Here is a 16,043-nt window from a genome sequence, read left to right on the forward strand (position 1 = left end):
AATTCTAACATATCCGCCATCAAATTGAAACTTAAGACGACGAATCTCTAAAGGTCATTTTCTCTTCAGCAATACCATGTATGTAATTTAAATAGCGTCCGAGGGCATACATATAGTCTGCCAGTCTGTTTAAATACTTTAAGTCAATAGGATAATCCTCACCGACATAAGCCCTAACAAATGCTCTTTCTCCCCGCCTAACAATGCTCCTAACAAGTTGAGCATAAGTAGCTGTCTTATGCCCACTATAATAGAGAAATGTTGTCTGAACCCCGAAACTACTGGTCATTCTATCAATCTCAGATTCAAGTATGAGCACATCTACTTCTAAAATGAGTTTTTGGGAAAAACCATAGGTCACATCACTACCCATTCTAAAAAGCGCATATTGAATATCCCTTATCATTTCTTCAAGTTCTGGATACTTTCCCTCCATTAAGGATCTAAGATAGCCTAAGGCCGCATTAACTTCGTCGATGGTACCTTGTAGCTCAAGAAGTGCATCTGATTTCTTGATGGGTTCCCCTTTTATATTGCTGGTATAACCTTGATCGCCCTTTTTTGTGTATATTTTCATATCTCTGCCTCCTTTTTTAAGAATCATTATCATAATTGTATTATATCATTATCCGATAACAAAACAAATAAAAAACCAACCTGTAAAAGCATTGGTTTTAAGTACATATTATGACTCGGCTGGGGCATCCGACTCTTTTATTTCCGGATCACCGAAGCTTGGCTCATCTTCAATCTCAACCTCAATTGTGTCTTCTTCATCAACACGTTTGATTTCAAGTCCCGCGAATTTAATATTATAATCAATCGTCAAGCGCTTAGATGTGGTGTCGTCCGGTCTATAATCCACTTGATTACTAACGCCTGCTTTATCTGCTATTCCATCCACTTTTACATTCCAGTCCTTAGGTACAGTAATCTCTACACCTGCAAATTCAGCATATATTCTAAGAGATGCGCTATCTCCTACCATTTCAGCTTCACTTAAGTCAATCTCAACACCGGCAAATACTGCTGCATAAGAATCACCTTCAAAGGTCTCATACTTTTTCTCAGATCCGTTAAAAGCGATCACTTGATCATAGGTTGCTTTTAGGACCTTGACTTTTGTCATGGTTTTATATGCTGCATAACCACTACCAGCCAAAGCTGCCAAACCTGCCACACCAATTATTTTACCTTTTTTCATACAAATACCTCCGTTTCATTCATCTTCATTTATGATAGTTTCATAGTCGATTACCAAATTACGACCTTTTTCTTTCGCCTTCTTAAGCGCCATTTCTAGGATTACAACCCAATCATCCACATCCATAGCTGCATCTCTATCCGCCACACCGAAGGAGCAGGTTATATTCCCAACTGTATCAAAGGTTGTTCTTTCAATGGTTTTTCTAAGTTTTTGAGCCAGCCACTCTGCCTGCACATTATTTGTTGTGGGTACTACCAATATAAAAGCTTCACCATACCAGCGTCCCAAGACATCTGTTGTACGAATATTGGCTTTAATAATCTCTGCCAATTTTATAAGGATTTGATTCCCTATATCCCGGCCATGGGCTTCTATAATTTCTTGCCACCCATCAATTTCAAAAAGTAATAAGGATAAAGGAGAATGGTACCGCTTTCCTCTTGACCATTCAAGATCTATAACATTTTGTATTTTCATTGGATTGAATACTTGTGTCAAAGCATCCGTTTCTGACATTAGAGACATTTCTTCCATACGAATCTCCATCATGCCAATCAGCGCCATATAATCGTTCAAAAGATTCTTAGAAAAATCCTTAAGATTTTTTTTGTGTCCTTCATCTTTAAGATAGTTCTTTAGGGCCTGGTAACAATCATGGTCCCTCTGGGCATCATACCCATTGTGTTCAAGATACTCAATTGTTTTTTCCGGTAAATAACGCATTATATGCCACCTCTCACTTAATTATAGGATGTATCCACTATTGTGCCAAGTATTAATATTCAAACCTTTCTGCTTCCATTTCTCTTTTATGTGCATACATTCTTTGATCCGCTAGCTTAATGAGTTCTTTATAATCTTTTTCGTCAGTAGGGCATTGTACAACGCCATAGCTGTAGGAAACAAAAATCACATCTTCACCGGCCTTTATCGGATCATCTGCCAGCTTTTGATTAATCTTCTCAATCAATGCATAGGCTTCATTTTTCGTCCAATGTGGCAATAATATATTAAACTCATCTCCGCCATAACGACCAAAAACACAATTTTCTGTCAATAGACTTGAAACATTTTTAGTAAAATGTCGAATCAAACGATCTCCAATACCGTGACCATAGGTATCATTGACTTCTTTTAGATTGTTTAAGTCCGTGGCAATAAAGATATAATCTTTAATCGCCGGGTTATTGTACATCTTTTTATGTAGCTCATAAAAGTAACCTCTGTTATAGATTTTGGTCATATCATCGTATCTAGACAAATAAATATTTTCGTTCATAACTTGTGTATAACGGATCATCCGGCCGACTTCATAGGCAAATATTTCGATGGTATCGACTTCTTTCTGAGAAAATGCATCATATTTACAACTATCAACGTTCAACATGCCAAATACCTTACCATTAACCACGATGGGTGTACATACAGTTGACCGAATTGTATCCTTGTCTTCTTTAATAATCTGATCTACAGAAGCTGCTTTATTTTGATTCTTAATGTAATTTACCGTGTCCGGAATGATAATGGTTCTGTCCATCTTGCCTTGTGTCTCTTTATATAAGTAAGTGTTTTTCAAATTCAGTCGCATGCCATTGAGCTGATCAAGACTATAACCTTCATAGGCTTTATATTGTACAAGATTGGGACTTGTAACATCCATAATCGTACCACGTTTGGCATAAGGTATGGCTCTAATGGCTGCCTTGAGAATCAAATCACAAGTTTCATCTATGGAATGTTTAAGTGACGTCTGGTGGAATAGATCATAGAGAATTTCCTTCAATATAAGGTCTTGCTTCAAATCCTTCGTTGCTTTCATGAAGCGCACCGATAACAATATGTTGAAAATAATCATAAGCAACGTGTTTATAGCTATCGCCATTGCTATGAGTATGGTTCGGTCCTGAATATCATATAAGGTAACGAGAATAAAGGTTATTGCAACCGCTAAAACTGCAAGTGTAAAGGTTGTAACAATAGCAATATACAATTCTATTGATCTTAGACGTCCCATCGGGTCACCTCACTATAATTTGTTATTTATTTATCTGCAACAATCATGTAATGACATTTTACCATAGTTCTAAAAAAATATCATTATTTGTCATGGGTTATTTTCGCTTTTGAGCTATATACCAGTGTCAAACTCTGATTATTTAGAACTTTTAGTATCATGGCCGGTATGAATTTTTCAGGATGAACCCTGAACCGCCTGTTACCAATAACCATTTCATATATATTTCTCACCCCTTAATCCAATTGCCAGAAATGTTTGAGCTTAAGATTCTCCGGATTTGGTACTTCTAAATCATACCCATTTATAACCGCTCTAGGATTGTCAACAAAAAGGAGTTCTGCCATCTCGCTTCCGATTTTTTTTAGCACCCAATTGTAAGTTTCCTTCATGGATGGTTTTCGTCCTGTACTACTATGAGCATCGGTACTTATTAAATGGACCCAACCGGCCCTTATCCATCTCATTCCTATTTTTCTTGTTTTCCTATTTAGTAGAGCGCTACCTGTTAGCTGCATATAGATGTTTTGATCAATAAGTTCTTTGATTTTTTTTGGCTGATTGATGAAGACCTCATAACGTTCCACGTGGGCTAGAATAACTTTGTAACCTTTTAACTGTAGCTGATACAATAGCGCATCATGAAAAGGAAAATAGTGACGAAAAGGTAATTCTACCAGCACATAAGGACCATCATTCATGGTATACGCTTTTTTCTCCAGTAAATCTACAACATTATCTTCACTTAAATAGATTTCATTACCCCTATACAGTTTTAAATCCAAGTCCTGTTTTATCAATTCATTTTTTAGTGCTTCATAGGCATCCGGCACTTTCTCATTTACATACCCCGGTCTTTTATAGTGGGGTGTAACAATCATTTCTGTAATGCCTTCATCTATGGCCGTCCTAGCCATTTCAATCGATTCCGACATCCTATCTGGACCGTCATCCACATTCGGCAGTATATGTATGTGCGTGTCAATCATTTAAATAACCCTCCGGACACGTACTTTGCCAATGCCATGCGTCTCTACACATATCTTCTAAGCTTCTTTTCGCTTCCCAGCTCAATAGTTTTTTTGCTTTACTCACATCTGCATAACAAGTCCCAATGTCTCCGGGACGTCTTTCTTGAAAGGTATATGGAATCTTTACATTATTGGCTTTTTCAAAGGTCTTAATGACCTCCAAAACACTATGGCCTTTTCCTGTTCCTAAGTTAATGGCTTCAATACCTTCTTGCTTAGTTGTATAGGTCAATGCACTCAGGTGGCCTTTTGCTAGGTCCACAACATGAATATAATCACGAACACCTGTACCATCCGGCGTGTCATAATCGTTCCCAAATATACCTAGTTGATTTCTTTTTCCAATACCGACTTGGGTAACATAAGGCATTAGATTGTTGGGTACACCATTTGGATCTTCTCCTATTAAACCGCTTTCATGAGCACCAATAGGATTAAAATAACGTAACAATACAATCTGCCATGTTGAATCAGCCTGATATATATCTTGTAAGATTTTCTCGATCATCCATTTTGTTGTGCCATATGGGTTGGTTGTGCTCAGAGGCAAATCTTCTACAAGGGGAGAGACGTTATTTAATCCATAAACGGTTGCAGATGAACTGAAGACCAATTTCTTGACATTATACTTATCCATGAGCTTAAAAAGTATTAAAGAACCGGTTATATTATTATGATAATACGCTAAAGGTAAGGCAACGGATTCTCCAACTGCCTTTAATCCGGCAAAGTGAATGACAGCTTCAATATCATGCTTTTTAAATACCTTTTCCAACCCTTCCTCATCTAAGAGATCCACTTCATAAAAAGTAAAGTCTTTACCCGTTATACCTTTGACCCTATTTAATGCTTCCGGCTTACTATTAATATAATTATCCACCACAACAACATCCATAGATGCATCCAAAAGTTCAATCAAAGTATGACTTCCAATATATCCTGCACCACCTGTAACCAATACTGTCATTTTATAACCTCCTCATGACTTTTTGTCATTAACAAATCAGCTTAATACCTTGAATATCTAGGAACTTACAATGCTCATCATCCGGCTTCGTATCCGTAATCAGGCTATCAAAGGATTGCCACAGCTCCAGTTTTGCAAATGATGAAGTATTCATCTTAGAACTTTCTACCAATAAAATCTTTGTTTTGCCTTGCTCTATCATCAAGCTGGTTGCTTTTAATTCTTCATAATCACTAAAGGTAATGCCTTCAGTTTTTGATATACCTTCCGGCTCAACAAAGACCTTGTCAATATTGAATTGTCTTATAAACAGCTCCATCTGGCTTCCTGTTAAGATCTTGTTGTCATTATCTAATATGCCCCCCGGTACATGTATTTTGATAAAAGGCTTATCCGATGCAATCAAAGCATTGGTCAGTGAAGGTGTGATGAGGTTGATTCGTAGTTTGGAATCTATTTTTTGAAGTAAAAGTGCCGATAAGGTGCCATTCCCAACGGCAATGGTATCACCATCCTGAATATAGTTATAAGCTTCACCAACAATCTTATTATAACGATCTTTTAGTATACTATCTTCTATAATGATTTCACGAATCACTTGTTCTTGGCCCTGCCCTTTGATCATTGTCGAATGTTGTAACCTACACCTATGATTACTGTTGCTCTCTCCGGGATATTTGGCTGCTGGGTTCTTATTGACCCATTGTACCCTATTCTTATAAGCAATATCATTTGGAATCTCACGTAAATAAGCACCACCATAAGTGACGACCAGACGATCCTCTTCGGCCAACTGTTTTAAATCTCTTCGGATTGTGGCCTCTCCAACGCTATAGGCTTTTGCCAGTTCTTTTACCTTGACAGCACCATTTTTTTTAATTTCTTTCATAATATCTTGGCGTCGTTCAATTTGATCCATAACTCCTCCTAGATGTTTATTTCCTTTCTTATTATAACATTTACTTTCTTTTTTTCATAATCATTTTATCATCAATTCAAGATACGGATAGAAGATCATCAATCATCAATTCTTAGTAACATTAGGATTTGGACGCTTTGAATGCTTGATTTATCACTAATAATTTTATCAAATATCAATAAATTCGATCATTAATATTCAATTTATATCAACATTATATTAAAAAGATATTGACATTTATTCAAATTATATATAATATATATATCAAAGCATAGTACATTATATTTATCCATGAAATTTATACACGAATTTATCGGTACAAGTTGATACATTATTAAGAGAGGAGGGAAAAACATTCAACTTGACGACCGATGAAAATAAAGAAACAAAGGAGATTATGATGACACTGTTACATTTATTAATTAGTTTTGGCGGCGGCGTATTTGCAGCCACCATAGGGGCTTTGGGAGCCTTTATCTTTGTAGGTTTTACCGGACTTGTGGGCATCGGTACAATATTGGCCGGTGGGGAAGCCACCATTCTTAACGACATCGCTTTTGGCAGCTATTTAGGTCCCCATATCGCTTTTGCTGGTGGTGTTGCCGCTGTTGCTTTTGCTGCCAATAAGAAAAAGCTTATGGGTGATGCCAACGGCACCGACATCGTGGCACCCATGTTTGGTCTAGGTGACCCTACAGTATTATTGGTAGGTGGGATTTTCGGTTCCTTAGGCTATGCAATCAATTACTTACTTTCTTCAGTATTAGCGGTTCAAACAGACACCATCGCACTTACAGTCGTTATTTCCGGACTCATTGTTAGACTTGTTTTTGGCAAAACCGGACTCATCGGTACTTTCGATGGTTCAAAAGGTGATGTTAGACGCTACTTTCCGGAAGGTAAATTCTTCCTGTTCATGCTCATTCTTGCGGCCGGCTTAGGATTAGTTGTATCCAACATGGCCATAGCATTAAATATTGCCGCAATCGGCTTTACCATTAGTGCTGCCTCATTGATCTTTGCCGAAATGGGATTGCCTGTTCCCGGGACACATCATATCACCATGGTTGCAGGCCTTGCTGCCGTTTCCTCTGGCGATCCTTACATCGGTATGGCTTTTGGTATCTTGTCCATGATTGTTGGAGAAGTCTTTACCCTAGTCTTCAACAGCCACAACGACACCCATATTGACCCACCAGCCGGTGCGATATTCATATGTTCCTTTATCGTGCTCGCTATATTTTAGTACATTAAGCAGTGAATAATCTCTCCCAAGATGAGAACACAAAAAAAGAAAAGGCCCCAAACCTTTTCTTTTTTTGTGTTTTATTTTCTATTTTAATCTATGGTTAAAGTGTCAAAACTATATAGTCGAACTTTCGTATACAATATATAGTTATGAATGTATCAACGTAATCTATATATTGTATGTGAACTTAGTGAAACTTAGTTTTGGCACCTTAACCATCTGATGAAGTCCATTATTTTATTACTTTCGCAACCCGATTGCGTCCTTCTGACTTTGCCTTATACAGCGCTTTGTCAACCCTTGAAATTACAGTAGCAGGATCTTCATCTTCTTGCCATATAGCCACACCGAAGCTACATGTTAACCTATCAATTTTATCAAAATCATAGGCTTCTATTTTCTTCCTTAGCTTTTCTGCCAAAACACTAGCACCTTCGATATCTGTTTTTGGCGCAATAATTATAAATTCTTCGCCACCCCAACGACCTAATATATCAATTTCTCTTACACTTTTCTCCATCAACCTTGATAAATCATAGAGTGTTTTGTCTCCAATCTGATGACCGAAGTTATCATTAACGTGTTTAAAATGGTCGATGTCAAGCAATATAACTCCAAAAGGCCACTGGGTTCTCTGAGCCCTCTCAAGTTCCATTTCCAGTACTTCATCAATTTTTAGACGGTTATAGAGCTGTGTTAATTTGTCTGTAACCGATAGTCTTCTTATCTCTTCTTCCATTGCTTTTCTCTCAGTATAATCTTCAACAATACCTATACCACCTGTCATGACCCCGGACTCATCAAATACCGGAGCAAAGGTCGCCCGCACATACACTTCCTTACCGGTTATGGATGACTTGTACATATCTTCATATAAAGCTGTATTTCCTGTCAAGGATTTTTTAATCACTTGTGCTAGGTTTTCATCCGGAAGTTCCAGCATATTAAGATTTAACAACTGTTCCCTTGTCGCATCTATTAAATTGCAAAAGTGCTGATTGATGTTTAATATCAACCCTTCAGGGTTATATTGTATGATGCCGATAGGCGAATTTTCGAATATGAGCTCCAACTGCGTTTCTCTGTCTTTAATCGATCTTTCATAAGCCTTTAGAAGGGTTATATCCCGAATGACATGAACCACCATCACAACATCTTCCACCATATAGAGTCTTGCCGAAACCAAACCAACTCGAATTCTATCATTTTTTGATTTGAATTTCACTTCAATGTTTTCACAGTAACCCTGTTCATGCAGCATTGTCTTAATAATATTTCTTTTCTCAGGATCATTGGTATAAATATGGATGCTTTCATCGGTTAAAGCTTCTATATCCTCTACTGTATAACCACTCGTACTCAAATAGGCATTGTTGTAGTCCAATACTCGAAAGTCATCTATGGTTGTAATCACTGTAGGTTCCGGTATCATATGAAAAATCGTTCTAAAATGACGTTTCAACTCTTGTTCCACAAGTCTAGCCCGTTCTAGGGCTTCCATATCCTCAAAAAGCCTTTCCTTCATTAATAAAAACGCACTGGAAAACTCTCCAAAATAGTCTGTGTCTTGGGAAAAATCGCCTTCTGATAGAGCTTCCATTTGAGTATTTAAGTATTTTAATTTGGTAAGCAGCTGTGAGATAGCCTCAAAAATCGGTCCTGAACCAACGGTTTCAAAAGAAATGTCTCCATCACTTATCTTCATCATCGTTTCTCTGATTTTCCACAGATCAAGGACCATGCTCTCCATACTTTCAAACACAAGAGCACGCCCTACTATGTCTGACAAAACGGTATCATCCAGCTTGTCTTGGTAGAGTATTGAGGCGATTAAATTTTTAAATTTATCATAGTCTATTTTTTCTTTCATTTCCATCACCTCAACAACAAGGGGCAAACTTTTGAACTTAAGTTATCCTTCTATTATACCACACTCTTTAGTCTTTTGACATTATTTATAGGTCTATAGAACTACTTTCCTGCTGCATACGCCACTATGAAGATACATTTATCATCCACAATAGCATTATGTTATAACATAATATTCTTTGTCCCATAAAAGCATTAAAAAAGGTTATAAACCACAATCAAATCATACGTAGCTATAGGCGGTGTACGCCGGAGTAGCCAGAGATATCATATCGGTTAGGCTTTACCGAATACAATAAATCCATACGTGTCATTTAATCCAATTTATAACCCAATCATATTATATGATTTAGTGAAATATTTGTCAATCTATCGATTTTATTTTATTAGATTTTCTCTTTTTGTACGATGTTGACTTCGTTTTCTGCAATATAGGCTTCCATTGCCTGAACATCTTTGTCCCCACGTCCAGATAGGTTGACGATTATGATTTTGTCTTTGGATAAGGTGGGCGCCAGCTTCATAACATAGGCTATGGCATGGGCACTCTCGATCGCCGGTATAATCCCTTCTGTTTGTGATAAGTATAAGAAAGCTTTCACTGCTTCTTCATCCGTAATGGATACATAAGTTGCTCGGTCCGTGTCTTTAAGATAAGCATGCTCAGGGCCTACACCGGGATAATCTAAGCCAGCTGAAATAGAGTAGACAGGACTGATTGCTCCGGCATCATCTTGAACAAAAATGGTATTCATGCCATGTATGACACCTTCTCTACCTTTCGCCATTGTTGCTGCATGCATATCTGTTTCTACGCCCAATCCTGCCGCTTCAACACCAATAATGCCAACTTCTTCATAGGGTAAAAATGCATGGAACAAGCCAATAGCATTGCTTCCACCACCAACACAGGCCACACAGTAGTCCGGAAGTCTATTTTCTTTTTCTTGTATTTGTGCCAAGGCTTCCTCACCAATAATCTTCTGAAATTCACGTACCATGCTTGGATAAGGATGTGGTCCTACAACAGAACCTAGTAAGTAAAAAGTATCATCAATACGTTCTACCCACGTCTTAATAGCTGCATCCACTGCATCACTTAAGGTTCTGGTACCTTCTTTAACCGCTACCACTTTGGCTCCAAGAAGTTCCATCCTAAAAACATTTAATTGTTGTCTAACAGTATCTTCCTCACCCATATAGATTTCACATTCCATATCAAACATAGCCGCCGCTGTAGCTGTAGCCACACCATGCTGACCGGCACCTGTTTCGGCTATAATTTTCTTTTTACCCATTCTTTTTGCCAACAGAATCTGCCCGATAGCGTTATTAATCTTGTGAGCACCTGTATGGTTTAAATCCTCACGTTTTAAGTAGATTTTAGCCCCACCCAGTCTACTTGTTAAGTTAGCTGCAAAATATAGAGGATTCTCTCGTCCCACATATTCTTTTAAATAATACTTGTAGTCTTTGATAAAACTTTCATCGACTATGGCTGCTTCATAGGCTATTTCAAGCTCTCGTAGTGCTTCAATGACGGGTTCAGGAACATACTGTCCCCCAAACCTTCCAAATTGATGTTTCATAATATCATCCTCCCATAAGTTGAATTATTTATCATACTACCATAGCACAGCAACAAATTCAATGATAATCAAAGCGTATAAACCTTAAGTTCTTCGCCAATTGCCTCTACACTTGATTTCAATTGTTCCATATTTGACACCACTACTTCTGTATTGGCTGTTTGTTCTTCAATTAGCGCTGTCATCTCCTGTATTTCAGAGGTGGCACTTTGAGATATATCACTTATGACAACAAACTTATCCATAACATCATTTTTGTGCATCATGACGATATCCGATTTCTTGTCCAGATTATCAATCTCTGACATAACATGATCCATGGATTCTTTAAGTTCACCGTAAGCCGTCACAGTCTCTTCTAATCTATTGGTCGATCCACTTATTAGAGTTGTATTGTCTTTATTTGTAACCATAGCCTCATCAATATCTTTTAAAACACTCCCAATGATGGCTTCAATCTCTGTTACAGATTTATTCGACTCTTCCGCTAGATTACGTATCTCATTGGCAACCACTGCAAAGCCTCTACCTGCTTCACCTGCTCTTGCTGCCTCAATCGAAGCATTAAGGGCAAGCAAATTCGTCTGACTGGCTATCCTTCTAATGGTTTCTATAATATTAACGACACTACCTGACTTTTCTTCAAGACTTACAAATTTCAAAGTGTTTTTGTCAAATCCGACAACTGCATTTTGAAGACTTTCTGATAATTTTTCAAGTTCTTGTTCTGAATCTACTGTTTTAATTTTTAGCACTTCCATGCCTTTTGATGCTTTACTAATACATGCATCCATAGCGTTTATTTCGTCATCTAAAAGTTCACCTAGGTTTTTGGCGCGTGTTACTTCTTCCGCTTCTTTAGCAACACCATCCGACAACTTCCCAATGCGCACAGAATTTTCATTAGAGGAATCCGATAACATTTCCATCGCTTGTGTCACTTCATTATAAGAAACAATAACTTTGTTCGTCACTTCTGAGATTTCCGTTATCATTTTCCTGTTATTACCAATCATCTGGTTTAAGCTTCTTTGCAATATACCCAATTCAGACTTTAAAGCCTTATGTTGGAATTCCTGTGAAAGATCAAATCTAGCAATCCTTGTAAATGCTTCTGCCATAGCATTAATAGGGTTCACCAGCTGTTTCGTAAAATATAGAATTGCAATCAGAGAGAGTCCCAAAATACCTACCGAGATTAAAAGTCCCTCAAGAAAACCATTTATAAACCGATCATAATCGGCAGTTATATCAAAATCCGTACCAATAACGGCCACAACTGCGCCTTCATCGTTTTTTACAGGATAGTAGCTGCTCATCATCTTACCATATTCTCCGGACTCATACTCACCCGGCATGGCCACACCTGTTGACATTAATGCTTCATAGATTTCAATATAGTCTTCTTCTACGGATGTACCAAGTGGTGTATATAATTCCTCACCATCCTCATAGCCATCCACCACATAAATCCATTCACCCTTTTCATTGATCTTAGAGATATAAACAAATTTTGCACCACTGGATTCTTTTAAACCTGTCATAAGACTTTTAAGTTCTTGGTATTGCGCATCGTCTTGATCCGCTTCTACATTGTAAGCATCTAGTGTTGTAAAGTCCACTTGACTGACTATGTAGTTCTTAGTGTTGTTGGCTCTGTCTATAGCAGAAGACTTAACCATATCAAACATGATGTTAAAGGATGCAATCTGTAATGCTGTACTACATAAGAGTATTAACAGAAAAACAATGGTTATCAGCCTAAAGCCGATTTTGTGAAAAATTTTCATAAATAATTGGTTACCTCCGTGTATTATAGGCCTCTTGACCTCTCTATTTGGAACTGATAGACAATCCCCTCCGTGAAATTTTATCACTAATTCCACTATTATTCTACACATATATTTTTTCGGGTGTATTTTCATTACTTTAATTACTTTAATTCTAAGAACTACCTACGAATTTCAGCAGATTTTTATGGTAAGATGCTTAATATAATGTTAAAATATAGTATATAACCTGTGGCTCTCCTTGCATAGACCATCTAAATATTATAGGCACACCTATTGAAAAATAGGGTCGCAAAACTTGAGTCTAAGGCATATGCTATGACCGTTCAGTTGCAAAATTTGTTATTCAAAATTTATGCAACTTTTTTTACGACAAATAACTCTGTGAGGTCTTTTATGACTAAATCAAAGCATACCAAAAACAAACAATTACATATTTATACAGTCTATACTTTGGGGCATTTTGATGTTGTTAAAGATGGTCACTCTCTCATTACATCTACCTCTACCTCCAAAAAAATATGGGAGCTTTATAAATTCATGTTGACTCATAGAGATCATTCTTTTACACCTGAAGCGCTAATGGACCAATTGTGGATTTATGAAGAATACACCGATCCTAGAAGCACGCTTCGAAGGCAAATGCACCGCCTCAGGCAGACTTTACAAGAAGACGGTAAAAATGACGATGAAACCACTGTTCTATATACCAATGGTTACTACAAATGGAATGACCAAATCAAAGTCATATTAGATGCCGACCTTCTTGAAGCTCATTTAAAAGAAGGTGATGCTTTAAAAAGCACCAATCCTGAGGTGTCACTAGAAAAATATAGCCAGGCTATCGACCTCTATCACGGTGATTATCTACTAGAATGCGCCGAGCAACATTGGGTTTTTCCTATCCGAAATCATTACAGAAGGCTTTTTGTCAAAGCCATATATAGTGCCATCGAACTCTTAAAGACACAAAGCAATTTTGACACCATTATAAGACTTTGCCAAAAGGCCATCAAAATTGATATCTACGAAGAATCCTTTCATCTCAATTTAATGGATGCCTTACTTGCCATTGGTGAGCAACGTCAAGCTTTTAATCATTATCGCTACATAACCGAATTCTACGATCAAGAGATGGGTATTAAGCCTTCAGATGAAATGAAAGTCATTTACAAAAAATTGTTACAGACACAACAATCCCTCTATACAGAGGAAGATCTTATGAAGGTACTTGAATCTGAAGTTTCTATTGAAAATGCCTTTTATTGTGAACCAGAGGTTTTTAAGTCTATTTATGAATTAGAACGTCGTCGTAGTGAACGCAGCGGTAAAGACTTTAGCATCGGTGTCCTTACATTTAATTTTTCAAGCAAAGATACCTTGGCCCAACGCAACCTTCGAATACGCCTATTAAAGGAATTACTCATGTCTCAGTTAAGAAAAGGTGACACCTTTACACAGTGGAATGATCAGCAGATGGCTATACTACTCCCTGATGTAGATGAAGTTCTAACTGAAAATGTTTTGAAACGCGTACTTGAAAAAGAGTCCCATGCACCATCGGTATCGGTTCATCACATTGACAGTTTAAAAGCTGATGTTAACCTCGGTCCATTACTATAGTGTATGTTAACATTTGTGATGTAACAGTGTTGTAACAGCCATTTGCTATACTATCTATATCATCTGTTTTTTTAAGGTAATCCTTGTTTAGGAGGTATATAAATATGACGCACAAAAAAATCCAAGACGCTAAGACTCAACCTATAAAAGGCACAAATTTTTTGATTACCATACATCACACTGAAAACTATAGCTACCAAGGTGTTATTCAGTGGCTTGACACCGGAGAAAAGTTGCATTTCAGAAGTGAACTGGAATTAATGACACTTATACACAGCGCCGTCTCGACTCAGACAGAAGAAGATAGATCCTTGCGTGACTGGGGACAAAACAAACATATAACCGCTTTATAATCTAGCTTTATTCAATTCAATTTTTTAATAAAAGGTTCAACCATAATGTCCTGGTTGAACCTTTTATATTTTGGCCACAGGTGCGCCCTTCTGTGTCACAAGGATGTCACAAGGGTGTGCGTCTTATGTCACAGCGCTTTGGTATAATAGTTCTATGCAATAGATATTCCTATAGGTACAGCCTATATAGGAGGCTAGAAAATGAAAAAACAAGAGACACAACAAACAAGAAGTACCAATTTCTTAGTTTCAATCTATCATCAAGATCACTTTAGTTACCAAGGCTTGATTCATTGGATTGACACCGGAGAAAAGATTCACTTTAGAAGTGAACTTGAACTGATGAACCTCATCCACAACGCACTGCCCATCGTTCAAAATCAAGAGATTCGCAATTGGGACAAACAAGAACAAGGTAGTGCTTAAAGACATTTGGCAAATCATCGTTTAATAAGGACATAACGTAAAACACAAGGGTAACCACGTCCCAATAAAAAACGAGACTGAAAAATAACCTGTCCCATAGATGGAGAACGACTTTCAGAAGGAGAGATCAATTATGAAAAAACAAAGATGGCATAAAATATTGAGTTTGGTATTGGTATTTTTAATGATGTTAAGCAGTACAGTAACAGTAAATGCAATGAATGATTATCCTATTTCAAAAGAAGGCATTGAACCTGTTGAAATTAGCGGTAATACTGGAAAAGGTAATTTTAAACCCAATAGCAATGGTGAGTGGCATAGCTATGAGGGTATTAAGTATCGTATTTATGGTAACGAAAAAGAATACCTTGAGTGGAAATCTGATACACATTATGTCATAAGTATTAGTATAAAAGGTGGAAATAATTATCATCTTTATGAATATGATTATGATGGCATACTAAATGATGAAAATTTAGTTTCTCCATTAAACAATGGAAATCAGATACCTGCAATAAGTAATATTTTAATAGAAGTTGGTGCAATAATATCTGTTGATGATGATGTTGTTGATGACGAAGATGTTGATGACGAAGATGTTGATGATGAAGATGTTGATGACGATGACGTTGATGACGAAACAACAACCACCAGAAGAAGAAGAGTTGCTGACGTAGAAATTCCTGAAATCGAACTTCCGGATGAAGAAATCGCTGAATCTCTACCTGAACCAGTGATGGAAGAAACTGTTGAAGTTGTTGTTGAAATAGTACCTGTCGAAGATATAATCTTAGATGAGCCTATTGCTGAAGCACTTCCAATAGCTATTCTTGAAGATGAAGAATTACCACAAACCGGTGGTCTTCCACTTGAAGCATTATCTCTAATTGGTGTTGCACTTACAAGTGTTGGTGCTGTACTTAGAAAAAGAAATTCATAAGATAAAAATATAAAAGAAGAAGGGGCTGTCCACATTGGACAACCCCTTCTTCTTTTATTCATTCAT

15 protein-coding genes and 1 riboswitch are annotated in these 16,043 nt (G+C 37.2%); of the genes, 5 read left to right on the forward strand and 10 right to left on the reverse strand.

Annotated features, from left to right (window positions below; genetic code table 11):
- Window positions 1-31 precede the first annotated feature (31 nt).
- From PATL70BA_RS03380 to PATL70BA_RS03410, 7 genes are all read right to left on the reverse strand, one after another.
- Window positions 32-577, reverse strand: coding sequence for a cob(I)yrinic acid a,c-diamide adenosyltransferase (locus tag PATL70BA_RS03380; protein WP_172596080.1), 546 nt, complete (start codon window positions 575-577; stop codon window positions 32-34).
- A 108-nt stretch (window positions 578-685) separates the two neighbouring features.
- On the reverse strand, window positions 686-1,204 hold the full coding sequence (locus PATL70BA_RS03385; protein WP_125136060.1) for a hypothetical protein: 519 nt from the start codon (window positions 1,202-1,204) through the stop codon (window positions 686-688).
- 15 nt (window positions 1,205-1,219) lie between these two features.
- The gene (locus PATL70BA_RS03390) at window positions 1,220-1,930 is read right to left on the reverse strand and encodes a GGDEF domain-containing protein (RefSeq protein WP_125136061.1); all 711 of its coding nucleotides are present in this window, start codon (window positions 1,928-1,930) and stop codon (window positions 1,220-1,222) included.
- Between the two features lie 52 nt (window positions 1,931-1,982).
- Window positions 1,983-3,221 (reverse strand): sensor domain-containing diguanylate cyclase, encoded by a 1,239-nt coding sequence (locus tag PATL70BA_RS03395; protein ID WP_125136062.1) that lies wholly within the window; start codon window positions 3,219-3,221, stop codon window positions 1,983-1,985.
- Between the two features lie 236 nt (window positions 3,222-3,457).
- Entirely contained in the window at window positions 3,458-4,210 is a 753-nt protein-coding gene (locus tag PATL70BA_RS03400) for a tyrosine-protein phosphatase (RefSeq protein ID WP_125136063.1), read from the reverse strand.
- On the reverse strand, window positions 4,203-5,219 hold the full coding sequence (gene galE / locus PATL70BA_RS03405; protein ID WP_125136064.1) for a UDP-glucose 4-epimerase GalE: 1,017 nt from the start codon (window positions 5,217-5,219) through the stop codon (window positions 4,203-4,205). The genes PATL70BA_RS03400 and galE overlap by 8 nt, the downstream gene beginning before the upstream one ends.
- Before the next feature lie 28 nt (window positions 5,220-5,247).
- Complete coding sequence (locus PATL70BA_RS03410; protein ID WP_125136065.1) at window positions 5,248-6,138, reverse strand: DeoR/GlpR family DNA-binding transcription regulator; 891 nt, start codon at window positions 6,136-6,138, stop codon at window positions 5,248-5,250.
- 361 nt (window positions 6,139-6,499) lie between these two features.
- On the opposite strand from PATL70BA_RS03410, the gene PATL70BA_RS03415 reads away from it, so the two are divergent.
- Window positions 6,500-7,384: a hypothetical protein gene (locus PATL70BA_RS03415; protein ID WP_243115958.1), complete on the forward strand. Its 885-nt coding sequence runs from the start codon at window positions 6,500-6,502 to the stop codon at window positions 7,382-7,384.
- A 235-nt stretch (window positions 7,385-7,619) separates the two neighbouring features.
- On the opposite strand, the gene PATL70BA_RS03420 is transcribed toward PATL70BA_RS03415, so the two are convergent.
- The 3 genes from PATL70BA_RS03420 to PATL70BA_RS03430 all read right to left on the reverse strand — a co-directional run bounded on the left by PATL70BA_RS03420 (window position 7,620) and on the right by PATL70BA_RS03430 (window position 12,635).
- Entirely contained in the window at window positions 7,620-9,257 is a 1,638-nt protein-coding gene (locus tag PATL70BA_RS03420; RefSeq protein WP_172596081.1) for a sensor domain-containing diguanylate cyclase, read from the reverse strand.
- A 385-nt stretch (window positions 9,258-9,642) separates the two neighbouring features.
- Window positions 9,643-10,845 (reverse strand): tryptophan synthase subunit beta, encoded by a 1,203-nt coding sequence (gene trpB, locus PATL70BA_RS03425; protein ID WP_125136067.1) that lies wholly within the window; start codon window positions 10,843-10,845, stop codon window positions 9,643-9,645.
- 68 nt (window positions 10,846-10,913) lie between these two features.
- Complete coding sequence (locus PATL70BA_RS03430; protein WP_172596082.1) at window positions 10,914-12,635, reverse strand: methyl-accepting chemotaxis protein; 1,722 nt, start codon at window positions 12,633-12,635, stop codon at window positions 10,914-10,916.
- A 256-nt stretch (window positions 12,636-12,891) separates the two neighbouring features.
- Window positions 12,892-12,973, forward strand: a riboswitch (cyclic di-GMP riboswitch).
- Between the two features lie 58 nt (window positions 12,974-13,031).
- On the opposite strand from PATL70BA_RS03430, the gene PATL70BA_RS03435 reads away from it, so the two are divergent.
- The 4 genes from PATL70BA_RS03435 to PATL70BA_RS03450 all read left to right on the forward strand — a co-directional run bounded on the left by PATL70BA_RS03435 (window position 13,032) and on the right by PATL70BA_RS03450 (window position 15,977).
- Window positions 13,032-14,258, forward strand: coding sequence for a BTAD domain-containing putative transcriptional regulator (locus PATL70BA_RS03435; RefSeq protein WP_125136069.1), 1,227 nt, complete (start codon window positions 13,032-13,034; stop codon window positions 14,256-14,258).
- Window positions 14,259-14,362: 104 nt separating this feature from the next.
- Window positions 14,363-14,611 (forward strand): hypothetical protein, encoded by a 249-nt coding sequence (locus tag PATL70BA_RS03440; RefSeq protein WP_197715784.1) that lies wholly within the window; start codon window positions 14,363-14,365, stop codon window positions 14,609-14,611.
- A 201-nt stretch (window positions 14,612-14,812) separates the two neighbouring features.
- Window positions 14,813-15,037 carry a hypothetical protein gene (locus PATL70BA_RS03445; protein ID WP_125136070.1) on the forward strand — a complete coding sequence of 75 codons (225 nt, stop codon included), beginning with the start codon at window positions 14,813-14,815 and terminating at the stop codon, window positions 15,035-15,037.
- 133 nt (window positions 15,038-15,170) lie between these two features.
- Entirely contained in the window at window positions 15,171-15,977 is an 807-nt protein-coding gene (locus PATL70BA_RS03450; protein ID WP_125136071.1) for an LPXTG cell wall anchor domain-containing protein, read from the forward strand.
- Window positions 15,978-16,043 lie beyond the last annotated feature (66 nt).

Origin of the sequence: Petrocella atlantisensis, from assembly GCF_900538275.1 — a bacterium.
GTDB lineage: Bacteria > Bacillota > Clostridia > Lachnospirales > Vallitaleaceae > Petrocella > Petrocella atlantisensis.